Below are 26,439 nucleotides of genomic sequence, written 5' to 3' on the forward strand. Positions count from 1 at the left end.
AGCGACACACAGATGCCTACCGAAATTCTGATGCCCGCCCTTTCACCGACGATGGAGGAAGGCATGCTTGCCAAATGGCTGGTCAAAGAAGGCGACACTGTCTCCTCTGGCGACCTGCTGGCCGAAATTGAAACCGATAAGGCCACGATGGAGTTCGAGGCCGTTGACGAAGGCACCATCGGCAAGATCCTGATCCCGGAAGGCACCGAAGGGGTCAAGGTAAACACGGCAATCGCGGTTCTTCTGGAAGATGGCGAAAGCGCTGATGATATCTCGGCCACGCCCACAGCGGCCCCGGCGGCTGCCCCTGCAGTTGCCGCGGGCAACGAGGCTGCCGCGCCAGCGGCACCCGAGGCGCCCGCCCCTGCCCCGGCCGCTCCGGCAAAAGCCGATGGCGGTCGTATCTTTGCTTCACCTCTGGCCCGACGGATCGCTGCGCAGAAGGGACTTGATCTGGCACAGATCGCAGGCTCGGGCCCGCATGGCCGCATCGTCAAAGCAGATGTCGAAGGGGCAACTGCAAGCGCACCGGCACCAACTCCTGCGGCTGCCGCTGCGGCGCCAGCGGCAGCTCCAGCAGCTCCGTCTGGACCGTCGGCAGACATGGTCGCGCGGATGTATGAAGGCCGCGAGTATGAGGAAATTCAGCTCGACGGTATGCGCAAGACCATTGCCGCACGTCTGGGCGAAGCCAAGCAGACCATCCCGCATTTCTACCTGCGTCGCGACATCAAGCTGGATGCGCTGCTGAAGTTCCGTGGCCAGCTGAACAAGCAGTTGGAAGGCCGTGGCATCAAGCTGAGCGTCAACGACTTCATCATCAAGGCCGTCGCCAACGCGTTGCAGCAAGTTCCGGCCTGCAATGCAGTCTGGGCCGGTGATCGGGTGCTGCAACTGAAACCTTCGGACGTAGCCGTCGCGGTCGCTATTGAGGGCGGTCTGTTCACCCCGGTCCTGCAGGACGCAGACATGAAGTCTCTGTCAGCTCTTTCAACCGAGATGAAAGACCTTGCCGCCCGTGCACGTGACCGCAAGCTGGCGCCGCATGAATACCAGGGTGGCACCTTTGCCATCTCGAACCTGGGTATGTTCGGCATCGACAACTTTGACGCCATTGTGAACCCGCCTCATGCCGGAATTCTGGCTGTCGGTACCGGCGTCAAGAAACCGGTTGTTGGGGATGATGGTGAGTTAACAGTGGCAACTGTGATGTCCGTCACCATGTCCGTCGATCACCGCGTCATCGACGGTGCACTGGGGGCAGAACTACTCAAGGCTATCGTCGACAATCTGGAAAACCCTATGGTTATGCTGGCCTGAGGACCTGAAACATGCCCTCGCCTCAAAGCACCTTTGGCGAGGGCACTCTCATTTCTTAGCACTGAATTGAGCCCGCGTGATCGGGGCACCAATTGCTCTGCATATCAAGACATCCCACCTTCTTCTTACGAATGCAGACAGAAAGAAGGTGCGCAATGTCCTTAAAGCCTCTCATTCAAAGCCTGATTGTCTTAGCCCTACTGGCGGGGACGGCATCTGACGTGGCCTTCGCGAAACCCAACAGCTACCCGGGCGAGAATTCGAAGTTCAAATCAAACGATCCGGCCGTAATTGCCCGGCAGAAAGCTGAGCAGGCGCAGCGTGAAGAACTGAGAAAACAAAAAAGGGAAGAACGACGGCGCAAGCGGTTGGAGAAACAGACCAACCGCTCGAACTGAACTCGGATTACTGGTCCTTGCCCAACATATGATCCATCGAGATCGACGGCTGATCGCACCCGGCCTCGCCCACGATCTTGGCAGGGATACCCGCCACGGTCTTGCAGGGTGGCACTTCTTGCAGAACCACGGATCCGGCGGCGATGCGGCTGCAATGGCCAACTTCGATATTGCCCAGGACCTTAGCCCCGGCACCGATCAGCACGCCATTTCCGATTGTAGGATGGCGCTGCTCCTCTTCCTTGCCGGTTCCACCCAGCGTCACGGAATGCAGCATCGACACATTGTCACCCACCACTGCCGTCTCACCGATCACGATGGAATGGGCATGGTCGATCATGATGCCTTTGCCGATCTTTGCGGCCGGATGAATGTCGATGCCGAAAATCTCGGATGAACGCATCTGGAAAAAATACGCGAGATCGTGACGACCCTTGCGCCACAGCCAATGCGCCACGCGATACGCCTGCATGGCTTGGTAACCTTTAAAGTACAGGATCGGCTGCAGCAACCGGTGGCAGGCCGGATCACGCTCATACACAGCCATAAGGTCCGCGCGGGCGGCCTCGAGCAATTCCGGATCGTCGGCATAAGCCTCATCCACAATCTCACGCAGGACCATCATCGACATTTCGTTCGAGCACAGCTTGGCCGACACCCGGTACGACAGGGCACGCTCAAGGCTGCGGTGATGTAGAATACAGGCGTGCACGAGCCCACCCATAAGGGGCTCTTTCTCGACGGCTGCATGGGCCTCAGATGTGATGCGGGTCCAAACCGGATCAACCGGTGTTACATGGCTGCGCTTTTCGAACATGGCTTTTGATCCTTTGCTGCGCCTAGAATGCCATTTAGTGGCAAAAAGACCAAACGCAAACCCATGATCGGTCATGTAACGAAAATGAATGAGTCAGAACGCATCTATTTCGAAACACGAATTCGCGAGCGATTGGCGGAATTGCAAGAGGTGTCAGCGTCGGGACAGCAGGCTCAGGCCATTGTCGAGCTGGATCAACAGGCCGTTGGACGGCTGAGCCGTATGGATGCACTGCAATATCAGGCCATGGCCAAAGCACAGCAGGCCAATCGCGACATAGAAGCCCACAGGCTTCGGGCCGCATTGGCACGGCTTGATGAAGGCGAGTTCGGATATTGCGAAGACTGCGGCGATCGTATTCCGGATCGGCGATTGAATCTGGATCTGGCTGCCAGCAAATGCGTCAGCTGCGCGTCCGGGTAGCCAGAAATCTTGCAAGCTGATGCAGAACCGTCTCAAAACACTGACAATATTGCAGATCGTCAAACCCCGGTTCATCAACCAGGACCCTGTTTCGGGCAACGGCCATAAGTGAGCCGTTGCCGTAAACCGGGTGGAGCTTGCCGGTGCGTTCCAAATGTCTGTCGGCCAATACCGCCTCATGGATCATCCGGATGCACAAAGCCCCCCTCTCCGGCTGCGGTACCGCCAACAAGGCGCGCGCCGCCGCGCTGACATCCCCATGAAGAACCGGTCGCATCAGGCCGCTTGCCCAATCACTAGACGGGACCAAGCGCCCGGTCCATAAACAGCAGAAACCTGGGCTACTTCGACCTCATACCCCCCGATCAGGCCATCCGCTGCTTTCATGGCTGCCGAATAGGTCCATTTTGGTACGGATGTCAGTTCTTCACGCAGAAGGATTCCACCCGCAAGAACACGTATCAGATAGGACTCGCTTTCTTCGCCCAAGGGAATCTCAAGCCCCGACCAGTCGTCCGCATCTGTTCGAGCACGTCGTATCCACGTGAGTTCATCCCCGGTCGTACCGGATCGAAGTCGCATGTGCACAGGCGCGTAAGGGCGCAAGCCATTGCCATCAAACGCAGCTATCAGGTGTTGGTAGGACGGGTCATCGTAACCCCGGGTCGCAGGCCCTATGCGGTAGTGTTTGGCAAGTCGCCTCTCGTTTCGCAGCAGGTTGATCTGTTGCACCCGGTCATTCAGCAGAACAAATACTGATCCGTCCGGCCAGACATCAGGCATCAGAGCATCCGTTCCAAGCTGCCCCCTGAGCCGCCCCGACAAGGCGTATACATCCGGGGCCTCAAGCGTAGCGTCCGAGAATTGAAAAACCTCCCAGCTATTGGGTGTTCCGTCGCCAATTGCAGCGAGATTAACGCCATTCATAACCGAGCTGCGAGGACGGGACTCCAGCTGGCCGGCCAGCAGTTTGACCTTCAATGCCGGGCCTTCATCCCAGACACCGACACTGGCGCGTCTCAGCGGTGTTTCGGTTACGCCGACAACTGCCCGTCGGGCGATGACGTCGCTCAGGCGGTAGCTATCGTCACTGGGCGAGGAATAGACCGTTGCAGCCCCGGGCCATGGTTCTCCGGTAACCGCCAGATAGGGCGCATGAGGGGCTTCGGCCCCGGTGATCAAAGGCAAGTCCAGAAAGACCGGTAACACGGGAACCGGCGCTGCATACGGTTTGACCGTTGCAGGATCGTCATTCAGTTCGGATGCCTTGTACACGCCCTGCTCGACCCGAACCGCCTCGACCAGTTGCAGGTCAGCGGATTCCAACCGGTCGATCCGATAGACAGGGTCTGTTTCAGCTTCTGACAACCGAACAAGATCCCCTGCTCCCAAGTGCAATTGCGATGGTGGAAGGGCAAACCGAATCGTATCGCGAGATACTCTGGCTTCGCTCAACCAGCGCTCGGCCGTTTGCCGTCCTTCGGTTCGTGTCATGGACAGCGGCATCTCATTCACCGACACGGAATGGGTGCGGTCTTCGGGTAAAACCGCCTCTTCCGCGACGACATCATGATCCGCGTCCGACTGAACAAAGCGCAGGCGAACGCGTCCGGTCATCTCGGCCTCGGCCTCGCGCCGGTATTCAACCGAACCCTCCAGATCGCTACTTATCGCCAGATGATCGGGGTTTAATGCGATTGCACCGTAACCGTCGCGCATCTGGAACCTCAATACTCCGTCCCGCTCGATCGCATCGAACCCATAGCGCAGCATCAGCGGCTGCAAGGCGGAACGGGCGTTTGTCACATCTTCGATGACATACCCGCGGACCACACCGTATAGACCAGAGACATCTATGTCCGTGACACCTGCGCCGTGGCAGATTTCGGTCACCACGGATGCCAACGTACGTGACCCGGACCGACCGTTCAGCCAGTGCCCTCTGGGATAGTTCTCGCCATCGTCCCACTGGCTTTGCAGGTTGGGAAAGGTCGGAAAGGGACGGGTATCCCATGCCCAGACATACGCGTTTGCCATATCCAGCATCGGCGCGCCGTAGATGTGCGAGGTCGGGTTGACGCCCGGATCGCTCCAATAGCCGAGCATCGCGGCCAGATACTGAACCTGAATAAAGTCGTCGCGCAACCCGTTGGAATAGGCTGGCAGCAGCGATTCAGATGATTTTGGGTCCAGGAATTTGTTCGGCTGGTTCGTACCCTTGTCAATTGCAGCACAGCCCAACTCGGTAAACCAGATCGGTTTCGAGCCAGGCACCCAATCGGTCGGATTGGGTTGACGCACACCCCCAATCCGTTCGTGATGCGGATTGGACCACCAGTTGCGCAGATCCTTGTACCGCCAGATCCACGGCTCATCGTGCCCCTGATCTTCGATTGGAGTTCTGATCTGTGCTTCCGCCTCTTCCGGAGAAGCGTAATACCAGTCATACCCTTCACCGCCTTCAATGTTGCTGCGAAGATAATCCAGATCGTAAATCGACGGCGCGCCGGCCTCGGCATCCAGATGGTGTTCACCATCACGCCAATCAGACAGCGGCATGTAGTTGTCGATACCGATGAAATCGATGTTGCCATCCGCCCAAAGGGGATCAAGGTGAAAATACCTGTCACCGGAGCCTTCTGGATGGTATCCGAAATACTCGCTCCAATCCGCCGCATAGCCGATTTTCGTGTCCGGCCCCAAAATCTGACGCACTTCCGCCGCCAAGGCACGAAGCTGCTCCACGGCCGGAAACCCCGAAGCGCCCCGGATCTGGGTCAGGGCTCGCATCTCGGATGAGATGCAAAAGGATGAAACCCCGCCGGCGGCCTTGCACAACATTGCATAGTGCAGAATGAAACGCCGCAAGCTCCATTCCTGAGGGCCAGAATAAGTAATGACCTCTTCGGCTGTTACCCCGCTGCCCCCCAGCAACCCACCGAGGAGACCGCCCCCGACTACCCAAGTTAAACCGGTATCTCCCCTGTCGTCAGGTCGACCACCCGGCTCAGGCCTTACGAGACCACCATTGCCTCCGCTCGAGCCGCCTGATCCGTCCCAATCTTCGTTGATTGCAAAATCCTGCGCACACGCTGTCCCGAAAAACGCGGCAACCTGTGCGTCCGCCGCTGCGGTCTGATCAGATGAGCCTGCACGCCCCGGAGCTACATCAAGCGTGATCCGCCCCCGCCATGGCAGATGAGGTTGGCTTGCAGCATCGGACCATGGATCAGGCAGCCCGTTGCCCTGCAATTGTTCCATCAGGATAAAGGGATAAAACATCACCCGTTTTCCCGATTGATTCAGGTGGCGGATTGCCTCGACCACAGCCGCGTCAGCAGGAGTCCCTCCGTAGACCGGGCGCCCATTTTGCCGCGCAACAAGTTCGGCGTCGCTTCGAGCCTGATCAGACACGATCCAGGGCATATCGCTGCTGTCGATTTCACGCTGTTCGATCTTGGGCCGGATCTTGCACTGACCGCATCTCAGGTCATCTCCGAACCACGAAACCACCAGCGACACCGCATCACAGTTTGGCAACTCAGTGTTCAAAGCACGGGCCGAAGATACGAGATCAGAGACGCCAGAGGCGGAATGTGCATTGGCAGGCCAGCTTTTGCCAGAGTGTGAGTAATTCACCTGGGAGCTGGCCAGAGCGTATTCTCCGGTCCCCGGTATCATGGCAACCCCACGCACGATCTGAGGCACCGCGCTGTTACGATCCGGCATGTCACGCTGAGTGGGTCGAACCACTTCAAATGAAAACTGCGGCACCCGGTTACCGAAGGAACCGAGAGGAAAATCCTCAATTACAACATAGGCAGTCCCGCGATAGGCCGGTACTGTCCCCGCGCCTTCGATCGCCTCGATCAACGGGTCCGGCAACTGATCCTGCGTACCGTGATAAATCCGTATGTTGAGGCCGGATCGCTCTTGTTCTTCCCCATCCGCCCAAATGCGCGCGACATCCGCAATCTCACCGGCACCGACTGCAATCGCCAGCGAAATCGAATAGCTGTAGGTGACCGTAGTCACCTCAGGGGGCTTGGGTTTTCCCTTGCCACCTCCACCACCACCTTCTGTGGTTGTCGTCTGTGTTTCCAGAAAATCCGAAGCCCAAATGACCTGACCACCCACACGCATACGGCCGAAGACGGTGGTCACCGGCGCCCCCTCGCCAGTTTCCGTCAACCGGAATCGATCCATGCGTCCGGTTTCGACGACCTCACTGCCGCTGCCCATAACAGACTGGTTAAAGAACTGCTGATCAATGACCCGCCCGACCGTCGCCCCAACAGCCCGACCGATAATTGCCGTCGAAAGGCCCGCGATTGTACCCCCAATCGATCCGCCCAGCGCGGCCCCGGCTACAGAAAGAAGAATAGTGGCCATCAGAGCTCCTCCATCGGGAATTCGAAACAGGAAACGATACGGCGGCGCCATGGGCCGCTCAGTGCGTTTTCCACGACGCCGTGACCGGAATACGCGTGGATAAAACGTAGCTCAGGTTGCGTGGTACTGACGATGCCCAGATGTTTGGCGACGCTGGCATCACGCATCCGGAACAGCAGCACGTCCCCTGACACCAGCTCGCTTACCGGTTTTTCTACCAGATGCCGCTTGGCGGCCACCCACATACGTTCCTCACCCTGCGGTTCCGACCAGTCCAGGCTGTACGGCGGAACAGATTCAGGCTCCTGCCCAATCACAGCGCGCCAAACGCCGCGCAAAAGACCCAGACAATCCGTACCTGCACCTTTGACTGAAGCCTGATGCACATAAGGCGTTCCAAGCCAATTTCGCGCCTCTGTCACAATTTCTTCTCTGCGCGTGTTCACCTTATGCTGCCTCCGCTATTGGCTTTGCTCTTCTTGGGAACAGCCAAGACCCAATCTTCTCCTGGAAGATCGGGGAACCCTTGAAAATTTAGAAGATTGTTGAATTTCAGGCGGCAGGTCTCCATGCGCTTATCGCACCCTGCGCGCAGTTTTACCCTATCGCCGATCGCCAGGCTTGCCCCGAAACCGGACCAGAGCGTGATCTCTCGTCCAGTTGCTGTCTGCCTGTCGTTCTTGATCGAAGACCACAACCCATTGGCTGAACCGGATACAACATCTAGGCGACCCCGTTCGAACCACCCTTCTTCAATCGATTTTCCACCTGCGACGTGCAGAACGGTTCCGCCATCAAAGCCCAAAATCCTGCCTTCGAACCAATAGCCCGGCGTGTCGGTGTTGAACCGACATACCCGATCCCCCAACACTGCCGTGCAAGGCTTTTGGTAAACGCGTCCCAGAGGGCGGTTCAGCAAATCGGTAAGGCCGCGCAATTCCGCATGGAACGCGCCACCTGAGCGACGCAGCTCACCGATTGACCCCCTGAACTGAAGAACGCGCTGATCCAGATTGGCCCAGTTGACTAACCAGGCGCGCACCTCAGCCCCATCGAAACGTCCCGCTTCGATATCCTGTTCGCGAATGGCCGCGTCGGACAGGGCGCCCATGGCCTCTGTGTTGTCGATGGACAGGCCAGTAGCCTGCTCAATGGCCGCTGCCGTCAGACCGGTACTGGCCTTGAACGTCAACCCGTCAAACCCCAGCTCCATATCATGGTCAGTGAATCCGTATTCCTGACCATCCGTGCGATTGATCGCCCAGCAGCGGCACACTGTTGTCATCCCGCTCTGCAGATGCGCCTGCAGGCCCTGTACATCTACTGCCATCAGATGCGCACCTCGACCACTGGAACATTCGGCACATCACCGGCCTGAAAACTGGCAACACTGGTCTGAATTTTGTCAGTGTCAAAGCGCACCGGCACATCAAACTCGAATCCCGCGGTGATATCGACTTCTTCTGGCGGCGGGTCCGCAAAGATGACCTTGCCCGTTGTCAGATCCACATCAAAATCAACGCCTTCGCGAATTTCATCCTGATCCAGTCCCAGACGCACCGTACCCAAAACCGGCTTTACGACGGGGCGCGCATAGCTGACCCCGCCGGAACGGTAGGTCTTGATCAGCTGAAACTCAGTTCGTGTGCCGTCGCCTTTGGCAATGACCTGATCTCCAAAATCGGTATCCACCGTTGCCCTGCCGGATTTGAAATCCGACCAGTCCTTCCAGCGGAAGCCGAACATCTGGCCCTGACGCGCTTCGAAAAACGAGATCAGCGTCTCGATATCGTCCAGCGAACGCATCCCCAACCCCGCGTCGTATCGGCGACGAGAATGGGCCCAGGGCGTGTTACGCTCTTCAAAACCATTGGCCAACGTCACAATATCCGTGCGCCGTTCCGGACCGCCGACCGAGCCAAAGCTCAGGCTGGCGGGAAATCTCACCTCGTGGAAGTTCATCAGCCGCTCCCTGCTTTATCTGTTCCGATTGCCGCGGCCCAATGCACGGCTCATCTGTGCTGCAATCTGTCCCTGAGATCGGCGAAATCCCTGCACGTCCGGGGTTGAGATGTTCATCACCACACTCACGGCACGCCCGCCGCCTTGCGTCCGTACGCCGAGCTTGCCGTCCGCTCCACGCGCAAGCGGCATGATCGCCTCGGGCCCGGCTTCTCCCATCAGCCCGGTGCCGCCGCGCATGGGAAACATGGTCGGGCCGCTGACCACGCCACCATTGGCAAAAGGCATCACCCGGCCCTGGCTGAAACTGCCGCCATCAGCGAAGGGCAAAATACCCTTCACCAGCCCACCAACCGTGTTGGCCAGCATTCCACCAAAATGATCCGTCACCGGTTTGATCGCAGCCGCATAAGCCGTTTGGATCATGGAGTTCTTCAGGATATCCAGCGCACCGGAAAGATTCATCCCATCCAAAACGACACCATCGAAGGCCCTACGCAAACCGCTGGACATACCGCGCTCCAGCGTGGCGACATCCTTGCTGGTTTCCTCAAACGCGGCGCTGATACGCTTCATCTGACTGTCAAACGCCGCTGCCATTGTCGCAGCATCGCCGAGGGCATCGCCCAGCGATTCCCCTCGCTCTTGCAGGTCATCAAACCCGTCACGATCTGTCATCACGCTCTCCTTGTGTCTTGTCCGGATAGGCCGCCAGCAAAGCATCCAGCCCCGCCCTATTCATTGCGGACATCCCGGCACCCTGCCCCAGCATCAGCCGCAGTTCTGCCGGGGTCAGACGCCAGAACTGATCCGGCGTCAGTCGCAATCCCAGAATCCCTGCCCGCATAAGGACCGGCCAATCGAACCCGCTCATGCGCCCTCTGGCACCATGAAGGTGTGCGCCAGCAACTCGGCTGCAGTTCTGGCCGCGGCCATGGGGCCACCCTCAACCTCGGCATGCATCAAGTCGGCTCGGGCGATATTCCAACCACCACCCCGCAAACCGGCAACGATCAGGGCCAGTACATCCGCACTGGAATACGCTCCGCCCTCGAACCGTTGCACCAACTCGATCAGAGATCCTGCATTCAGCTCCTGTTCCAACTCCGCCAACGCACCCAGTGTCAGCTTGAGCACCCTCTGCTCCCCGTTGATGGTCAATGCCACCTCGCCCGTCCACGGATTGGCCATCGGTTCAAAGCGCCGTAAAGGTCAAAGCACCGGCACTGGCCATGCTCATTTCATAGGTCGCCTCGCCGTTATGCGATCCCGCATATTCAATGCCGGTCATCTGAAACGGACCCTCAACAATCCCGAAATCAGGGATGATAACCTGAAAGGTCGGGGTTTCTCCGTCAAAGAACAACTGCCGCGCACGCTCATCTGTACCAGCATCCTTGAATACCCCAGAACCCGAGATCGAGGCCGACTTGACCCCTGCTCCCGACAGAAGCTCGCGCCATCCGCCCTGGCTTTCCAGGCTGGTGACATCCACACTTTCAGCATTGAAACTGATGCGCGTGGCTCGCAGCCCCGCAATGGTTTGGAACAGGCCCGTGCCGTTCATATCCACTTTGACCAATAGGTCTTTTCCGTTCTGGGCAGCCATGTGCTCTCTCCGTTGATTGATTAGTCATCTTCCACGCGCGCGCGGAATTTCAGGTCGATCTGGCGAATGGTGCCGCCGGTCCCGGTGCGCCGGGCCGAGGCGCGCTCAAACCAAAGCCCCACCAGATGCCCGCGATCCAGGTTTAGTGAGGCATTTTCCAATGCGTTACACACCGAGCCCGCTAGTGATTTTGCGGCGCCAAAGCCTGCCGCCTCTGACACAACCGAAACCGTGAACCGATGTATCGCGCCCGCGCCTGATCTGTCCGAGGCATCGCGCACCTCTTCCGGGCCCAGCGTCACATAGGTCTGCGGCACTGTTCCTGCGGGTACTGCATCATAGATCGCGCCACCCGATTGGCTGCTGACCGCTGCGTCCGCTGATAACTGCTGATACACGGCCGCCTGCAGTGCGGCAGATACCCCATAGCTCATGCCGCCACCTCTTCATCTGCAAAACAGGTCAGGTACTGACTGCGTGGGTCGCGCTCGGCCACGGCTCGGATTACAAAACGGCGATTGCCTTCACGAAACCGTTGATCAGGCGCAGGACGCATCGAGGATCCCTGGGGAGCGCCTCGCACCACGATGCGGTACCCCACACGCGACACGGACACACCCGCGATCTGGCGTTCCGCCCCGCTGCGCGCAGTCACCTCTGCCCACAGCGTCCCCATCGTAACCCATGTTTCGGTAAAACCCCCCGACCCATCAGCGCTTCGCATCGGCGCTTCAAGTATCAACTTGCGGTTCAATTGCGGTGCATTCATTGCGAACCCCCCGCGCCAAAACGCACCATGCGATAACGCTGGATCAGGCTGGTGACACCAAAAGGCATGCATCCTGCACCCAATGCAGTTTCATCTCGGTATTCATAGTAATGCGCCGCAAGCAGCAGTACCGCCTGCCCCAGATCGGCGGGCAACCCACCCCAATCCTGTGCCATCCCCGCGACAAACGTAATCCTCGCAGACCCACCCGTTGCAATTGCAGGCAGGCTTGATCCCAAAGGGCGAACCCGGGGACGCTGGCTGTCATGCTCCAAACGATATGCCGCCGCGTCCGCCACCGTTTCAGCTCCGCCCTTGTCGGTCAGCGTCACAGCCTGAACAGAGACCACCGGAGCCATCGGCAAAACTTCACCCGACGGGTCGCGCCACCCATTCAAATTCCACGAAAAATCCCTCACGATCAGTACCTTGCCGGTGCGTGCCTCAATCGCCGCGATGGCGGCACGCAGGAACCCCTTCAACACTTCATCCTGCACGTCATCTTCGGCAAAACCTGTGCCCAACCTCAGATGCGCTTTGAACTGAACCACCGGCAGCGCCGCATCCGCGATGGCGGTTTCTTCGATCAACATCATCCATTCACTCCGCAATCTCGGACCCCTCCGGGGCCTCATTCTTGGAAAATGACGGGCACGCGCCGCCCCACGTTGCTCGGACGGAGGGGAACAGCTAGACAACGCAGAGGATCTCGCCCCGGCCCGCGCCCGCCGTCCGAGGTGCCAGGGCCCCCGGATTCAGCCCGCGTTAGGCGGTGCCGAATTTCACCAGCTTGATCGCAGCAAAATCGCTCACGTCACCGCCGACACGCTTGGTCGCGTAGAACAGGACATGCGGCTTGGCGCTGAACGGATCGCGCAGCACGCGCAGATCGGGGCGTTCGGCAATGGTGTAGCCCGCCTGGAAGTCACCGAACGCAATCGAGAAACTGTCGGTCGCCGCATCCGGCATATCCTCGGCGATCAGAACCGGATATCCCATCAGGCGCGCAGGCTCACCCGCTGCCAGACCATCGGACCACAGGAAACGGCCGTCGCTGTCTTTCAGCTTGCGGATCACACCAGCCGTTTTCGAGTTCATAACGAAAGTGCCATTGACCCGGTACTGCGCGCCCAGCGCATAAACCACATCCACAATTGCGTCCGCATCAATGCCACTGTCGATCCCGGTCGCAACATAACCAAGGCTGCCCCAGGACCAGCCATCATTGGGCACCGCACGATGGATCATCAGACCCTTGGGCTTATCAACACCATCGCCATTGATGAAGGCCGCTGCCTCGGCTCGCGCGAACTTTTCGGCGATACGACCGGCCAGCCAGCCTTCGACGTCAAAGGCACTGTCATCCAGCAGACGCTGCGAGGCTTTGGGCAAAGCACTCAGCTCGTGCAGCGGGATCGAGATGCGGTCAATCGATGGGGTCCCGGTCTCCGCCGTGGCTGAGTTCTCATCCGCCCAGCCCGCACCGACGTCGGTATGATCAATCAGCACGTCGAACGAGTTTGCCTCGACATTCACCACAGACGCAATCGAACGGATCGAGGCCGTCGAATTCAAAACGGATTTGATCGTCTCGGCGGTCTGCGGGTCAACCAGATAGCCACCGTCGCTGTTGACAGCAGCCGACAGCGATTTGGCCTCCATCTCGAGGCCGCGTAGCCCATCATCTTCGCCGGACCGCACATAGGCATCGAATGCCTTCTGGTGCGGGGCTCCGTCCTCGTTCGAGACGGCAAGATGCGGGCGTGCCGCAATGGTTGATTTACGATCCAGCATGGTCAGTCGCTCTTCAGTTTGTTGCAGTTTGATTTTAACTTCAGCCTTCAGGCCTTTGAATTCATTCACGAAGCCAGCCATCGCCTGCTTCACCTCCTGAACCAAGGGCGCACCCTCTCCGGTCAAGGCCGGGGTCTCGGTCTTGCTCATCAGCATGTCCTGTTTTTGGGTGGGTATTGAGGCGCGCTAGGTCCGCGCCAGCTCCTGCCGGGCGTCGTTGAACACCTCGGCTATACAACGCAGGGCTTCGAGGGCGTCCGGGGTCGTTCCCTTCGCCGCCACCCGCGCACTGGGCAGCATCGGGAAGGTCACCAGAGACACCTCCCACAGCTCCAGTTCAGTCAGGACCCGCTGGCCCTTTTCATTCTTCACGGCTCGCTTGGTGCGATAGCCTATCGACAGACCATCCATAGCGCCCGCCCGGATTAACTCTGCCGCCTCCCGGCCCATCTGCGTGCTCTCTAACAGACGACCCTTAACCCAAAGGCCTTTGTCATCCTCACGCACCTCGTCCCAAACGCCGATGGGGTGCGCAGGGTCATGCTGCCACAGCATCTTGACGCGCTGACCCGCCTTGGCCAGCCCCTCAAGCGAGCCCCGATAGGCCCCGCGCTGTACTACATCGCTGCCCTGATCGACCTGCCCAAACAGGCTGGCATAGCCTTCAATCACCACATCATCGGTCACCGACAAGCCATCTCCGAACAGTGCGAATTTATGCTCCAAGTCCATGAACTTCTCCATGTAATATTTTGATATTACGGCTTTACCACCAGAAATGACTGAAACGCTTGCGCCAGGATCACCGCCGCCACACCGTAGACCGTCAGCCACAACCGACGCTCCAGCCGTACCATCATCTCTTCAATCTGATCCAACCGCCTGCACAGATGCGCATGCTGAATCTCGGTCACCCGTTCATGCGCGGCCAGACGCAAGCCCGGCGCGCACTCGAACGGAGGATACCCATCACCCATCCGCACGCTCCGGTAGGCCCAGCAAGGCGCGTTTCTCGGCGTCCGTCAGGAACTCGGCTCCATTGACCCGCGCCCATTGCGCATCCCGTTCGGCGGCCAGCGCGGGCACCTGATCCAGATCGGGTTTCAAAGCAAACTCCTCGCCGGTAAAACCCGCCAGCCAGTCCGATACCGCCGCCGCCACCCGCGTCACCAGGGGCAGAACGGTCAGGCGATAGAACGCCCGGTTGGCCTCCTGATAGTTCGAATAGGTCGCGTCGCCTTGAATCCCCAGCAGCATCGGCGGGACCCCAAAGGCCAGCGCGATCTCGCGGGCGGCGGCTTCCTTGGTCTTCTGAAACTCCATGTCAGAGGGCGAAAAGCCCATCGGCTTCCAATCCAGTCCCCCTTCCAGAACCATCGGGCGGCCTGCATTGCGCGCCCCGCGATAGTTTTGTTCAATCTCATCGGAAAGCCGCCGGAACTGATCCTCGGCCATCACCCCATGGCCATCACCGCCCGTCCAAACCAGCGCCCCCGAAGGCCGCGCCGCATTGTCCAACAGTGATTTCGACCAGCGAGACGCGCTGTTATGCACATCAATCGCCATCGCCGCCGCCTGCATCGGCGAGAACCCATAGTGATCATCCTGCGGGTGAAACGATTTGATGTGGCAGATATTCTCCGCTGCAAACCGGTGTTTTTTGCCGCCCACAGCGTAATCATACGCCTTGGGCCACCCATCCGCACCGGGCACGACACTCATCCGGTCCGAACGCAACACATGCAGTTCAACCGGCAGCCCCTCATCAGCCTGAACTGCCTCGACATAAGCATTGCCCGAAAGCAGTAACTGCCCGAACAAGGCCTCCATCAACTCCGCCCGCCCCTGCGCAGCATTCGGACGGCGCATGAGAGACAGGATCGGATGCACATCAAACCGCTGCGCCTGATCCTGCAGCACCAAAGGCAACGCCGCCGCCGCCTCAGCAATCAGCTTTACAGATCGAAACCCCACCGGGTTCCCCGAAAACCCGGTCCGCGTCAGCGACACAGCATCCCGAGGGCTCCACGCCACGCGCCCGCCCGTCTGCCACGCCACCACAGGCCCCGCCGCGCTCGCCTTCGCCTCGGGCGCTGCCTCAGCCGATCCACGACGCAAGAAATCGAATACCATCTGTGCTCCTTTCTGCCGCCGCTCTGCCCGGCTTGTTGAAAGGAGTTATGAGGGAAAGAAGTTTAGGGCTTGGGAATGGGGCGTACGGGGGTTGGGCAACGGTGTGGGCGCTTCAGCTATTAGCCATAATGTAAAAATGAAACCAATGAGCAGGCTTCAAAACTTGAAGCATTAGCGAAACCGAGAATCACCTTCCACTCTAAGGTACTGAAATTGCGATAGAAACGGTAACATCGCGTCATACTTAGTGGTTGCATTTCTCACCTGACGAATCTTCTCAGATTCGCCCGACGTAAGCGGAGGGATTTTACTGCAAACTGATACGCTAGATGCACCAAGTGGGTTTTCCTTTATGGCGACCGCGACTAACTGTCCGATTTCCAATTCCCAAGGGCAGGTTTCGGGGAAGTTGTAACACGGTCCGTAACCAGCAAATGAAATTGGTCGCAGCAGATCAATCGGTATCAACCCAGTCTGTCCCAAAGCAAGCAATCCTGGCCAATACAACTCTTCCACAATTTCAAGATGTGCTGTCGCTTCCACAAATTCCGAGTGATACACAAAATACTCTGCGTAGCCAATTTCTTCCCCGGCCCCGCGCCTCTTAGCGTGTTCTTTCAGACGAGGATGGGTTCTCGGCCTTACATCGTCTTCACTCCATCGACGCCGCGATACATAAGAGACTCTTCCGATGAAAAGGTAGTCGGCTTTTTCTATCACCTGCCGAAGCGCGCGCTCGGTTTGAGCTGGACCGGGTTCGCCTCTACAAGCACTAGCTAATGCTGGCATTCCCAAGAAGCAAAGCAGCAGAAAAAGTCGAATTTTTAGGCCCCTGTAGTATCGCATCAAACAGTTCTACGTTCCAAATAACAAAACTGAAAGTTGAATGTATATTGGAACGTTCACTCTTTTCGCCCAAGCGTGTCAATGGAAGAAATCACAGCAAGGTTTAGTGATAGAATGAATTTTTAGCTTTCTCTGATTCAGCTATGGTTCTTGCCTTCACAAACTCCGCACCCTAGGCCGCCGATACGCCCCCGCAGGTCCCACAACCAACTCATGCAGCGCCCAGACCAGCGCGTCGACGCGGTCGGGCGAGCCCTGCCCCTCAAACCCGCGCGCGGTCATCTGGCACATCTGCTCCTCCAGCGCGTCCAGCCCGGCCACATGGCGCACCCGCCCCTGCTCGTACAGCGCCGCCACAGGCTCGGCCCGCGCGATCTTGCCGCGAGATGCCCGCACCGCACGATAAGGGGCCAGAGGGTCCACCTGCCGCACGACCTCCTCAACCAGTTGTCCGCCCTGATTGACCTCGGCCACCAGCCGTTCAGCCCCGAACTCATCCATCGCGTCAATCGCCGCCTGCGCCCAACCCGCCGGGCCAACGCCCTGCACCGTCCGGTCGGCCAGCACATAGGCGCGCCACTCCTCGGGCGGCCCTTGCACTTGCGCGCCCACGACCACGATCCCACAGGCATCCGCATCCGCCCCCGCCGTTACCGCCGGGTCTAGTGCCACGACAATCCGGTCCAGCTCTGGCACCCGGTCCACCCGCGCAGCATCCAGCATCGAATCCGTCCACAGCGCGCCCTCGGCATCCGACAGCAGCACCCCGTCCAACTCCTGCCGCCCCAGCCGCGTGCCTGCATAGCGCGCGCGCACCTCGTCCAGAAACGACGCCGCCAAATTGGCCCGGTTCGCCTCGGTCGACGCATGGGTCTGCACGGTGGACGGCGACGCCAGCAATTCCTTCAAGACCTTCACATTTCGCGGCGTCGTGGTCACACAGACCCGAGGCCGCTCGCCTAACCGCAACGCGAATTGCAGCATATCCCAGGTCTCACTCGCCTTTTTCCACTTGGCCAACTCATCCACCCAAGCGGCATCAAATTGCGGCCCCCTCAACCCCTCAGGATCATGCGCCGAAAACGCTTGCGCCTCGGCCCCGTTTGGCCAGATCAGCTTACGTTCCGATGCCTTCCACGCAGGCCGCCGATCCGGCGGCGAGCACTGCAAAATCCCGCTATCGCCAAAAATCATGACGTCGCGCACCTGATCAAAAGTCTCGCCGACCAGTGCCACGCGACACGCCTCCCCCTGATCCAATGGCATTGACCCTTCGACCATCGACCGCACCCATTCAGCGCCAGCCCGGGTCTTACCCGCGCCGCGCCCGCCCATGATCACCCAGGACCGCCAATCGCCCTTGGGCGGCAACTGATGCGGCAGCGCCCAGAACTCAAACAGAAAAGGGAGGGCACACAGCCCTCCCTCCCCAATCTCACTCAGAAATCTGTTCTGCACTGCAGCAGGTGCGGAGGCGAGCCAGCCTGCACCCGATTTCAAACCGAGCTCGGTCAAGGTCGAGCGCATACCCTCCTTGGGCAATTCCGGCTTGTCTGTGATGTTGTTCGACAAAGCTTGTCTCCACTTTCTGGCAACTTCGGATCAGCCCCTCTAACTGCCCGAGTTGCTTGGCTGAACCAGCAAGATCTGCATCCTCCCCGGCACCGATCTGTTTGCGCAGTTCTTCCGCCGCTTGCCGCAGATCGCGAATGGACCTCTCAAGCGACTGCAACAAATCAGCCGTCTGGGAAATCCGCTCTTCCGGGGTAATCAAAGTCATGTTTGCCTGTGACCTCATGCGTGAGTTTTCTCCGCACGAGAGAAACAAGAAACGGCCACCGGGTCGCCCCGGGGCCGTTGCCCACTTCTTCTAGCATGACACAAGATGTACAAGTTTAAGTTCGCAAAGTCAATGAGTTACGCAACAAGAACGCAACGGAGAGCGACCGGTGAGTTGAGTTTCTCTTCACTAAATGCTCTCAGCCCTGGCCTGTCAAATCCTGCGCCAACATCAGTGCATTCCTATCCGGATCATAGAAGGTGGCCGTGCTGACCATCCCCTCGATCGTATCCGTTTCACCGTCAAATTTCACTCCAGCGGCCTCCAATTTTCCGCGCGCATCCACGATATTCGCGACTTCGAAGACAGGCACGCAGTTACCCGGTGAGGCTTCGGCCTGTTCGCCCAGTCCTAACGTGACTCCGTCAACGTTGGTCCGCAATTCGCTCCATCCCGCCTCATCAATGTGGTGGATAAGCTCAAACCCCAGCTTGGCGGCATACCAATCTGCGCTGGCATGTCGATCCTGAACGGACATCGCAAGAGTAATGGTGCTTTTCAATGAAACGAGCGACATAAGATTTCCCTTTTCTAAAAATATAGTTACTATACTTTATGGACATAATTACACTTGTCAAGCTGACGTCGCGGGCTTGGTCACTGAACATACTCGCCCTGCTGCACGCCAATGTTCCGGGCCGACAAGCCCCGCTTTTGGCTGCGACCAAGGCAAGCCGAACGGCCTTTTCAGCCAGCCTTACTCATCTCATTGAACTTGGAATGATTGAAAGAAATCCCGGCCACGGGCACCCGTTACGTCCAGAATTTCGACTGACGCCAAGAGGAATCGAAGCCGCCGCAGTCGCCAGCAAGATAATTACCGCCGCCCACACTGAGGATGAAGCCAGGCTTCTGCGGAAAACATGGACTGTGCCAGTTTTGGCGCTGGCAGGCACTCCTCATCGTTTCTCGGCCATCAAATCCAGCCTCACGATCATCACAGATCGGGCGTTGTCCTCATCCCTTCATCAGTTGGAAGCGCAAGATTGGGTCCGACGTGACATTGACACTGCTGAGAGGATGCCATTTCCAACCTATCGGGCCGTGAATACTGGAATAGCGATCAACAGGGCCGTTGGTTTAACACAATAATTCAATGGCGGTCTGTTGTCGCGAACACGACCTCTTTCAACTCAGAAGACACTCCGAACATCTACCAGCGCTTGACATTCCACGGCCGAACCCTCATGTGCCCTCAATCACAGCGCTGCTGCGTGAGCCCGAGCGGACCTCTTCCGCCCCACAGCGCCAACTTATCTTTCCAGTTCCCCATCACGCAGGGTTCTTGACGCGACGGCCGGATGGCGCAGGATGCACCTGCTCGTCCCGAGGTCTCGCACAACCCCTGCCGGTCGCCAAAGCGCGACCATTCATGACCTGTCCGCGAGCCAACGCTCCGGGCTGTAAAGGATAGTTTTTTGTTCGACTTCGATATGCTGGGCCTTGCCCCGGCGCTGAACGAGGCGCTCAAACGCGCCAATTTCACTCAACCAACCCCGATCCAGAACCAGGCGATTCCGCTTGCTCTGAATGGTCACGACATTCTGGGTCTGGCTCAAACCGGTACCGGCAAAACGCTGGCCTTTGGCCTGCCCCTCATCGATCACCTTCTGGCCCAGCCCGGAAAGCCTGATCCCAAAACAGCCAAGGCGCTGATCCTGGCGCCTACACGCGAACTGGTGAACCAGATCGCCGACAGCCTCCGCACCCTGACAAAGGGCACCAAGCTGCGCGTGGCCACTGTTGTCGGCGGCCAATCGATCAATAAACAGATTATGTTCCTCTCTCGTGGCACTGATATTCTGGTTGCTACCCCGGGTCGGCTGATAGATCTGATGGAACGAGGTGCAGTTAACCTCGGAGCGGTACGCCATCTGGTGCTGGACGAAGCTGACCAGATGCTCGACCTGGGCTTTATCCATGCGCTGCGCAAAATCGCACCGGCGCTGGGCACCCCACGCCAAACCATGCTGTTCTCGGCCACCATGCCGAAGCAGATGGAAGAGCTCAGCCGCGCTTACCTGACCAATCCGCAGCGGGTGCAGGTCTCGCCTCCGGGCAAAGCTGCGGACAAGATTACGCAGTCGCTGCACTTCGTTTCTAAACCCGGAAAACCAGCCAAGCTGCGTGAAATCCTGTCGAAAGATGTTGACGCACTGACACTGGTCTTTACCCGCACCAAACATGGCGCAGAACGGTTGATGAAAGGGCTTGTGGCCGATGGCTACAACGCCGCGTCAATCCACGGTAACAAAAGCCAGGGGCAGCGTGATCGTGCGATCAAGGCGTTCCGCGCGGGCGAAGTCAACATTCTTGTAGCCACCGACGTTGCTGCCCGAGGCATCGACATCCCGGGCGTTGCCTATGTTATTAACTTTGACCTGCCTGAAGTGCCTGACAACTATGTCCATCGCATCGGGCGTACCGCCCGCGCTGGGCGCGAAGGCGAAGCCATCGCCTTCTGTTCCCCGGAAGAGGTCGATCTGCTGCGTCAGATCCAAAAGCTGATGAAGATCGAGATTCCGGTTGCCAGCGGTTCGATGCCCGAAGCTGTACAAGCTGAAAAACCGGCGCGCCGACCAAACAACCGCCGCCGGGGGTTCAAGCCCAAACCTGCCAATGGGGATGGAAAACCCGCTGCCAACAAACGGCGTCGACCCCGCGGCAAACGCCCTGCGGCATAAGGCCGGAACTGTATCAATAAAAAAAGCCAACGCCGGATCACGAGCTGGCGTTGGCATGTTTTAAAGAACGAAAACGTTCCGATTAATTCCCCGAGTTCCGCTCTGCTTCGATCTCGCGCCATTTGGCAACGTTGCGATTGTGTTCCTGCAATGTCTCGGCAAATGCGTGGCCACCCGTACCGTCAGCAACAAAGAACACATAAGCTGTATCATCTGGCGCAACCGCAGCTTCAAGGCTCGCCAAACCGGGATTGGCAATCGGCGTCGGCGGCAAACCGTCGATCTGATAGGTGTTCCACGGCGTCGGCCGGTTCAGTTCACTGCGCCGCAGCCCACGGCCCAAGGTACCCTGCCCTTTGGTGACACCATAGATGACGGTCGGGTCCGTCTGCAGCCGCATCCCCTGATTCAGCCGGTTCACAAAAACGCTGGCCACTTGCCCGCGCTCGTCCGGAACTCCGGTCTCCTTTTCGATGATCGACGCAAGGGTGAGCATTTCTTCGGGGCTCTCCAGTGGCAGCCCATCCTGACGGCTTTCCCAAACGGCATTGATCCGCAATTGCTGCTTATCCTGCATAGCCTTCAGAATATCATTGCGGTCCTGACCAGCCACAACATCATAGCTGTCAGGTGCCAACATACCTTCAGCCGGGACCTCGGTCACTTCGCCTGTCAGGGCTTCGAACGACTTCAGCGCCTCAACCACCTGCCACGAGGTCACACCTTCAGCCAGCGACACCCGGTAACGCGTGTCCGCCTCATTGCGTTTTTCAGTATAGGCCTCGGGCGCCTCTTCTTCCGACGCATCGAACGACGCGATTTCGATGAAATCCAGCGTTGCCGGGTTCAACTCGCGAACACGTGTCTGAGCACGGGTTACACCGATACGATATTCAATCTCGGACCCACAGGTGCTGGCACCGCTGCTGGTAATCTCGTCGATGATCTGCTCCATCGACGCGCCTTCCCGAACCAGAAAGCTGCCCGCTTTTAGCTGCTGTGCCTGATCTGTGTAGTCCGCAGCCATCCGAAAGATCGTGGCACTACGGATCGCGCCCTGCTCTTCCAGCTCCTGACTGACACGTGTCATGTTCGAACCGCTTCTGACCTGAAGGCAGATTGCGGTTTCCAGCGGGCCATCGGCCTTGTATTGGGTCTGCCCCCAAAGGATCAGTCCACCCATCAGAAACAAGCCGACCACCAGAATGGTCAGCGCGTTCGAAGCAATGGCCCGCCACATTTAGCTGACCTTTCCGAAGATCACGCTGGCATTAGTGCCACCAAATCCAAACGAGTTCGACAGGGCCACATTGATCTCCCGCTCGCGCTTGGCGTTCGGAGCCAGATCAATCGGTGTCTCTACCGCAGGGTTATCCAGATTGATCGTCGGCGGCGCAACCTGATCGCGGATCGCGAGGATCGAGAAAATCGCCTCGATCGCTCCCGCAGCACCCAGCAAATGACCCGTTGCCGATTTGGTCGAAGACATGGTGGCATTCGCGGCGTGATCACCCAGAAGACGCTCAACCGCGCCCAATTCGATCGTGTCAGCCATGGTCGAGGTGCCATGCGCGTTGATGTAGTCCAGATCATTCGGCTCCAGCCCAGCGCTGCGTAGCGCGGCCTTCATCGAGCGTTCAGCCCCGTCGCCATCCTCGGACGGCGCGGTGATGTGATAGGCGTCGCCCGACATGCCATAGCCCAACACCTCTGCGTAAATCTTCGCGCCGCGCGCCTTGGCGTGCTCGTAGTCTTCCAGAACCACGATGCCCGCACCTTCGCCCATGACAAAACCGTCACGGTCCACGTCATAGGGGCGGCTGGCCGCCTTGGGGTTGTCCGCATATTTAGTCGACAACGCCTTACATGCGTTGAACCCGGCAATGCCGATCTCGCAAATGCAGCCTTCGCCGCCACCTGCGACCATGACGTCTGCGTCACCTGCCCGGATGATACGGCTGGCATCGCCAATGGCATGTGCACCGGTCGAACACGCGGTCACAACCGAGTGGTTGGGCCCCTTGAAGCCATGACGGATTGACACCTGACCCGACGCCAGATTGATCAGAGCGCCTGGAATAAAGAACGGTGACACCCGGCGCGGGCCCTTGTCACGGATCAGGTTGGCTGTGTTGGCAATCGAGCCCAAGCCACCGATGCCCGAACCGATCAGAACCCCTGTTCGCAGGCGGTCTTCTTCATCTTCCGGCAACCAGTTCGCATCCTTGCAGGCCATTTCCGCGGCGGCGATGGAATACAGGATGAAGTCCTCGATCTTGCGCTGCTCTTTAGGCGGCATCCAATCATCAGGATTGAAGGTTCCGTTGGTTCCATCCCCGCGCGGTACCTCACAGGCGTAGGTCGTAGTGACACCACTACCCTCCGCATCAAAATGCGTGATAGGACCAGCGCCGGACTCTCCGTCCAGCAGCCGCGACCAGGTTTCTTCGACCCCGCTGGCCAAAGGAGTGACCAATCCAAGACCGGTTACAACGACTCTGCGCATGAAGTGCCTCTTGCCTGCTTCCTGTTATGAGAACCGCTCTTACCCCGGCCCGGGGTGCGGGGGCAAGAGCAACGGCGATTTCAAGCAGGCTTCCCGCCGCTGATCAACCGAAGAAATACCGTTTTTGACGATTGGAAGAAGTGCCCGCCCTTTCACGAGTCCTGCTGAAAGGGCGGCGCAAATTATTGGAACTGTGCCACCGGCTCATGTGCCGATTTCGCCATATCCAGAGCGTCTGTCAGGTCGAGTGTCTTGCGAAACAGCGCCCGACCCACGATCGCACCCGAGATATTGGGGATATACGCCAGCCGCGAGATATCGTCTGCAGTGCGCACAACCCCGCTTGCGATCACCGGAGTGCGCGAATGCCCCGCAAGCCCCGAGATCAGGCCAAGCTGCGCTTCGACGTCTTCCATATCGCTGTCGATATCTGTCACTACGATAGCTGCAAATGGCGAACCTTCGAATGCGTCGATAAACGCTTCGGGTGTGAATGCGCTTTGGCTGCGCCAACCATCCGTCATCACATAGCCTTGCCAAACATCGACAGACAGCACGATTTGATCCGGATAGAGTTTGGCCAGCTCTTTGACCAGATTCGGTTCGCGCGCTGCCAGTGTGCCGATCACGACGCGCCCAACTCCCTTGTCGATCCAGCGCTCGACCTGTTCGCGGGTACGCATACCGCCCGCCAACTGAACCGGGATTTCAGCTGCGCGGATAATCTCTTCAATCAATTCGACGTTGGTATCCTTGCCCTCAATCGCGTCGAAATCGGTCAGGTGCATCCATTCGGCACCTGCTTCAGCCCAGCTTCGCGCCGTTTCCACCGGGTTTACATGCCAAATCATAGCATTGTCCAAACGACCCTTGTCCAGCGTGACACACTTGCCGTTCTGCAGTTCCATCGTGGGGTAAATCCTCATGAGCTCGGTCCTCCGCTCAATCGCTCTGAAAATCCCCGGCAGCATACACCTGGAACACCCACCCAATATTACCGGGATCGGCACAGTTTGGCCATTTTGCGGCATACTGGTGAAGTGACGGATTTACGCGAGCGCAGGTGGTCCGTTGCGCCGTAACAAATGCACCGGGGTTTCATTATACACCCCTTCCCGCATCAATACATAGCCCAGCTTTTTGGCCAGTTTCTGCGACGAGGCGTTCGACGCGTTTACCATCGCAACCAAAGGGCCGGGAATCACCCGGTCGAACCAGTCATGAGCTGCCTTGGCCGCCTCATATCCCAAGCCCTGCCCCTGCGCTTCGGGGGCCAGAACCCAGCCTGCTTCGGGAAAACCGTCAAAATCTTCGCCCATCTGGCGGTTTCCGTAGAAGAACCCGGCTTGTCCGATCAGCTTTCGATTCGATTGCTGCAGCACACCCCATTGGCCAAACCCGGCCATCTGCCAATGCCCCGCATTACGCAAAAATGAATCCCATGCTTCGCCACGTGATCGTGGTGTGCCGCCAATATGCTGTACAACACACGGGTCCCGCCAGATTTCGGCGAACCGGTCAAAGTCCTCCGGGCGCATGGCACACAGCGTCAAACGCGCGGTATTTATCATGGGAGTGGATCTTATCATGCCCCGTCCACTTTGAATTTAGCCTCAGTGGAAACAGTGCGCATCCGGATATGACCACGCAAGCATGAATTTTGAGGGGGCATAAAAAAACGGCGCCTCCGTTGCCCGGAAGCGCCGCTTTATATCAGAAGGAAACGTTTAGGACGCTTCGCTGATGAACTTGACCGCGTCGCCAAAGGTCTGAATGGTTTCGGCTGCGTCATCGGGGATTTCGATGCCGAACTCTTCTTCGAAGGCCATAACCAGCTCAACGGTGTCCAGGCTGTCTGCACCCAGATCGTCGATGAAAGACGCGTTTTCCGCGACTTTATCTTCTTCAACACCCAGGTGCTCAACAACGATCTTCTTAACGCGATCTGCGACGTCGCTCATGTCTATTCCTCATTCCTTTACAGGGCGGTCTGCCCAATTCTGCCCTTGCCCGCTCGGGTTGGCTTTGATTTGCCCGTTTCGGGCGGTTTTGGTCCCGGTTAACCGGGTAGGTAGAAGGCCGACCTGAACGACCGGCCCCGCATAGATGCGCCGCCTATAGCATAGTCGGCGCAAGAGGCAAACGCTTTCGCGCCGCCCCTGTCGCGATCACAACATGGCCATACCGCCGTTCACATGCAAGGTGCTTCCGGTAACATAACCCGCTTCGGGGCTGGCAAGATACAGAACGGCTGCCGCAATTTCTTCAGGATCACCCATGCGGCCAGCCGGAACCTTGAGCAAAAGACCCTTCTTCTGTTCTTCGGTCAGCTTCTCGGTCATTGCCGTAGTTATAAATCCCGGTGCCACGGCATTCACGGTAATTCCGCGCGTTGCAACTTCGTGTGCCAAGGCCTTGGAAAAGCCGATCATTCCGGCCTTTGACGCGGCATAGTTTGCCTGCCCGGGATTGCCGATTGCGGCCACCACGGACGAGACATTCACGATCCGACCCCAGCGCGACTTCATCATGCCCCGGATCACGCCTTTGCACAGTTTCATGGTCGACGTCATATTCACGTCAATGACGCTCTGCCATTCCTCGTCGGACATGCGCATGAACAGGTTATCGCGCGTGATACCGGCGTTATTGACAAGAATGTCCACCGATCCCATCGCTTCGGCCGCTTGCTTTGGCAACGCCTCTACGGCTTCCGGATCGCTCAGATTGCAGGGCAACACATGCGCGCGCTCGCCCAGATCGTTTGCTAAAGCCTGTAGCGGTTCAACGCGTGTACCTGACAATCCAACCGTTGCGCCTGCGCCATGCAACGCACGCGCAATATCGCCTCCGATACCGCCCGAAGCACCGGTGATCAGCGCATTCTTACCTGTTAAATCAAACATTCGGTTTTCCTCTTGGTGCGCCGGCTGCGACGCGTTTTGA

Annotated in this window: 30 protein-coding genes; 5 read left to right on the forward strand and 25 right to left on the reverse strand. The window is 58.4% G+C overall.

Annotated features, from left to right (window positions below):
- The first annotated feature begins 12 nt into the window (after nucleotides 1-12).
- Both ACR0K5_RS08600 and ACR0K5_RS08605 read left to right on the forward strand, forming a co-directional pair.
- On the forward strand, nucleotides 13-1,320 hold the full coding sequence (locus ACR0K5_RS08600; protein WP_480629274.1) for a pyruvate dehydrogenase complex dihydrolipoamide acetyltransferase: 1,308 nt from the start codon (nucleotides 13-15) through the stop codon (nucleotides 1,318-1,320).
- 131 nt (nucleotides 1,321-1,451) lie between these two features.
- Nucleotides 1,452-1,718: a hypothetical protein gene (locus ACR0K5_RS08605; RefSeq protein ID WP_480629275.1), complete on the forward strand. Its 267-nt coding sequence runs from the start codon at nucleotides 1,452-1,454 to the stop codon at nucleotides 1,716-1,718.
- Nucleotides 1,719-1,725: 7 nt separating this feature from the next.
- On the opposite strand, the gene cysE is transcribed toward ACR0K5_RS08605, so the two are convergent.
- On the reverse strand, nucleotides 1,726-2,535 hold the full coding sequence (gene cysE, locus ACR0K5_RS08610; protein WP_480629276.1) for a serine O-acetyltransferase: 810 nt from the start codon (nucleotides 2,533-2,535) through the stop codon (nucleotides 1,726-1,728).
- A gap of 63 nt (nucleotides 2,536-2,598) precedes the next feature.
- On the opposite strand from cysE, the gene ACR0K5_RS08615 reads away from it, so the two are divergent.
- A complete protein-coding gene (locus ACR0K5_RS08615; RefSeq protein ID WP_480629277.1) occupies nucleotides 2,599-2,958 on the forward strand; it encodes a TraR/DksA family transcriptional regulator in 360 nt (119 codons plus the stop codon).
- Here ACR0K5_RS08615 and ACR0K5_RS08620 read toward each other — a convergent pair.
- The 18 genes from ACR0K5_RS08620 to ACR0K5_RS08705 all read right to left on the reverse strand — a co-directional run bounded on the left by ACR0K5_RS08620 (nucleotide 2,939) and on the right by ACR0K5_RS08705 (nucleotide 18,820).
- Nucleotides 2,939-3,235 (reverse strand): DUF7742 family protein, encoded by a 297-nt coding sequence (locus tag ACR0K5_RS08620; RefSeq protein ID WP_480629278.1) that lies wholly within the window; start codon nucleotides 3,233-3,235, stop codon nucleotides 2,939-2,941. The two genes, ACR0K5_RS08615 and ACR0K5_RS08620, sit on opposite strands and share 20 nt — an antisense overlap.
- A complete protein-coding gene (locus ACR0K5_RS08625; RefSeq protein WP_480629279.1) occupies nucleotides 3,235-7,350 on the reverse strand; it encodes a baseplate multidomain protein megatron in 4,116 nt (1,371 codons plus the stop codon). Before ACR0K5_RS08625 ends, ACR0K5_RS08620 begins: the two co-directional genes overlap by 1 nt.
- Nucleotides 7,350-7,796 (reverse strand): NlpC/P60 family protein, encoded by a 447-nt coding sequence (locus ACR0K5_RS08630; RefSeq protein ID WP_480629280.1) that lies wholly within the window; start codon nucleotides 7,794-7,796, stop codon nucleotides 7,350-7,352. Before ACR0K5_RS08630 ends, ACR0K5_RS08625 begins: the two co-directional genes overlap by 1 nt.
- Entirely contained in the window at nucleotides 7,793-8,680 is an 888-nt protein-coding gene (locus ACR0K5_RS08635; protein ID WP_480629281.1) for a DUF2163 domain-containing protein, read from the reverse strand. The genes ACR0K5_RS08630 and ACR0K5_RS08635 overlap by 4 nt, the downstream gene beginning before the upstream one ends.
- Complete coding sequence (locus ACR0K5_RS08640; protein ID WP_480629282.1) at nucleotides 8,680-9,312, reverse strand: phage distal tail protein, Rcc01695 family; 633 nt, start codon at nucleotides 9,310-9,312, stop codon at nucleotides 8,680-8,682. Before ACR0K5_RS08640 ends, ACR0K5_RS08635 begins: the two co-directional genes overlap by 1 nt.
- A gap of 15 nt (nucleotides 9,313-9,327) precedes the next feature.
- Nucleotides 9,328-9,990, reverse strand: coding sequence for a phage tail tape measure protein (locus ACR0K5_RS08645; RefSeq protein ID WP_480629283.1), 663 nt, complete (start codon nucleotides 9,988-9,990; stop codon nucleotides 9,328-9,330).
- Entirely contained in the window at nucleotides 9,977-10,186 is a 210-nt protein-coding gene (locus tag ACR0K5_RS08650) for a rcc01693 family protein (protein ID WP_480629284.1), read from the reverse strand. Before ACR0K5_RS08650 ends, ACR0K5_RS08645 begins: the two co-directional genes overlap by 14 nt.
- A complete protein-coding gene (locus tag ACR0K5_RS08655) occupies nucleotides 10,183-10,503 on the reverse strand; it encodes a gene transfer agent family protein (RefSeq protein ID WP_480629285.1) in 321 nt (106 codons plus the stop codon). Before ACR0K5_RS08655 ends, ACR0K5_RS08650 begins: the two co-directional genes overlap by 4 nt.
- Before the next feature lie 4 nt (nucleotides 10,504-10,507).
- Nucleotides 10,508-10,921, reverse strand: a complete 414-nt coding sequence (locus tag ACR0K5_RS08660; protein ID WP_480629286.1) for a phage major tail protein, TP901-1 family — start codon at nucleotides 10,919-10,921, stop codon at nucleotides 10,508-10,510.
- Nucleotides 10,922-10,941: 20 nt separating this feature from the next.
- Nucleotides 10,942-11,355, reverse strand: coding sequence for a DUF3168 domain-containing protein (locus tag ACR0K5_RS08665; RefSeq protein WP_480629287.1), 414 nt, complete (start codon nucleotides 11,353-11,355; stop codon nucleotides 10,942-10,944).
- A complete protein-coding gene (locus ACR0K5_RS08670; protein WP_480629288.1) occupies nucleotides 11,352-11,690 on the reverse strand; it encodes a phage head closure protein in 339 nt (112 codons plus the stop codon). Before ACR0K5_RS08670 ends, ACR0K5_RS08665 begins: the two co-directional genes overlap by 4 nt.
- Nucleotides 11,687-12,286, reverse strand: coding sequence for a head-tail connector protein (locus ACR0K5_RS08675; protein WP_480629289.1), 600 nt, complete (start codon nucleotides 12,284-12,286; stop codon nucleotides 11,687-11,689). Before ACR0K5_RS08675 ends, ACR0K5_RS08670 begins: the two co-directional genes overlap by 4 nt.
- A 169-nt stretch (nucleotides 12,287-12,455) precedes the next feature.
- The gene (locus ACR0K5_RS08680; RefSeq protein WP_480629290.1) at nucleotides 12,456-13,634 is read right to left on the reverse strand and encodes a phage major capsid protein; all 1,179 of its coding nucleotides are present in this window, start codon (nucleotides 13,632-13,634) and stop codon (nucleotides 12,456-12,458) included.
- Nucleotides 13,635-13,670: 36 nt separating this feature from the next.
- On the reverse strand, nucleotides 13,671-14,228 hold the full coding sequence (locus ACR0K5_RS08685; protein WP_480629291.1) for an HK97 family phage prohead protease: 558 nt from the start codon (nucleotides 14,226-14,228) through the stop codon (nucleotides 13,671-13,673).
- A gap of 14 nt (nucleotides 14,229-14,242) precedes the next feature.
- Complete coding sequence (locus tag ACR0K5_RS08690) at nucleotides 14,243-14,461, reverse strand: GTA head formation protein, RCAP_rcc01685 family (RefSeq protein ID WP_480629292.1); 219 nt, start codon at nucleotides 14,459-14,461, stop codon at nucleotides 14,243-14,245.
- Nucleotides 14,454-15,617, reverse strand: a complete 1,164-nt coding sequence (locus ACR0K5_RS08695; RefSeq protein ID WP_480629293.1) for a phage portal protein — start codon at nucleotides 15,615-15,617, stop codon at nucleotides 14,454-14,456. Before ACR0K5_RS08695 ends, ACR0K5_RS08690 begins: the two co-directional genes overlap by 8 nt.
- A 1,002-nt stretch (nucleotides 15,618-16,619) precedes the next feature.
- A complete protein-coding gene (locus tag ACR0K5_RS08700; protein WP_480629373.1) occupies nucleotides 16,620-17,990 on the reverse strand; it encodes a DNA-packaging protein in 1,371 nt (456 codons plus the stop codon).
- Nucleotides 17,991-18,442: 452 nt separating this feature from the next.
- Complete coding sequence (locus ACR0K5_RS08705; RefSeq protein ID WP_480629294.1) at nucleotides 18,443-18,820, reverse strand: VOC family protein; 378 nt, start codon at nucleotides 18,818-18,820, stop codon at nucleotides 18,443-18,445.
- A 137-nt stretch (nucleotides 18,821-18,957) separates the two neighbouring features.
- On the opposite strand from ACR0K5_RS08705, the gene ACR0K5_RS08710 reads away from it, so the two are divergent.
- Both ACR0K5_RS08710 and ACR0K5_RS08715 read left to right on the forward strand, forming a co-directional pair.
- Complete coding sequence (locus tag ACR0K5_RS08710) at nucleotides 18,958-19,395, forward strand: winged helix-turn-helix transcriptional regulator (RefSeq protein ID WP_480629295.1); 438 nt, start codon at nucleotides 18,958-18,960, stop codon at nucleotides 19,393-19,395.
- Between the two features lie 326 nt (nucleotides 19,396-19,721).
- Nucleotides 19,722-20,987 carry a DEAD/DEAH box helicase gene (locus tag ACR0K5_RS08715; protein ID WP_480629296.1) on the forward strand — a complete coding sequence of 422 codons (1,266 nt, stop codon included), beginning with the start codon at nucleotides 19,722-19,724 and terminating at the stop codon, nucleotides 20,985-20,987.
- A gap of 82 nt (nucleotides 20,988-21,069) precedes the next feature.
- Here ACR0K5_RS08715 and mltG read toward each other — a convergent pair whose 3' ends face one another.
- The 6 genes from mltG to fabG all read right to left on the reverse strand — a co-directional run bounded on the left by mltG (nucleotide 21,070) and on the right by fabG (nucleotide 26,399).
- Nucleotides 21,070-22,227, reverse strand: coding sequence for an endolytic transglycosylase MltG (gene mltG, locus ACR0K5_RS08720; RefSeq protein WP_480629297.1), 1,158 nt, complete (start codon nucleotides 22,225-22,227; stop codon nucleotides 21,070-21,072).
- The gene (gene fabF / locus ACR0K5_RS08725; RefSeq protein WP_480629298.1) at nucleotides 22,228-23,493 is read right to left on the reverse strand and encodes a beta-ketoacyl-ACP synthase II; all 1,266 of its coding nucleotides are present in this window, start codon (nucleotides 23,491-23,493) and stop codon (nucleotides 22,228-22,230) included.
- 182 nt (nucleotides 23,494-23,675) lie between these two features.
- Nucleotides 23,676-24,419, reverse strand: a complete 744-nt coding sequence (locus ACR0K5_RS08730; RefSeq protein ID WP_480629299.1) for a 1-(5-phosphoribosyl)-5-[(5-phosphoribosylamino)methylideneamino]imidazole-4-carboxamide isomerase — start codon at nucleotides 24,417-24,419, stop codon at nucleotides 23,676-23,678.
- Nucleotides 24,420-24,542: 123 nt separating this feature from the next.
- The gene (locus tag ACR0K5_RS08735; protein ID WP_480629300.1) at nucleotides 24,543-25,082 is read right to left on the reverse strand and encodes a GNAT family N-acetyltransferase; all 540 of its coding nucleotides are present in this window, start codon (nucleotides 25,080-25,082) and stop codon (nucleotides 24,543-24,545) included.
- Between the two features lie 138 nt (nucleotides 25,083-25,220).
- Nucleotides 25,221-25,454 (reverse strand): acyl carrier protein, encoded by a 234-nt coding sequence (locus tag ACR0K5_RS08740; RefSeq protein ID WP_008756330.1) that lies wholly within the window; start codon nucleotides 25,452-25,454, stop codon nucleotides 25,221-25,223.
- Nucleotides 25,455-25,661: 207 nt separating this feature from the next.
- Nucleotides 25,662-26,399 (reverse strand): 3-oxoacyl-[acyl-carrier-protein] reductase, encoded by a 738-nt coding sequence (fabG, locus tag ACR0K5_RS08745; protein WP_480629301.1) that lies wholly within the window; start codon nucleotides 26,397-26,399, stop codon nucleotides 25,662-25,664.
- Between the last annotated feature and the right edge of the window lie 40 nt (nucleotides 26,400-26,439).

The sequence above is a fragment of the Ruegeria sp. AB9 genome (genome assembly GCF_056542585.1).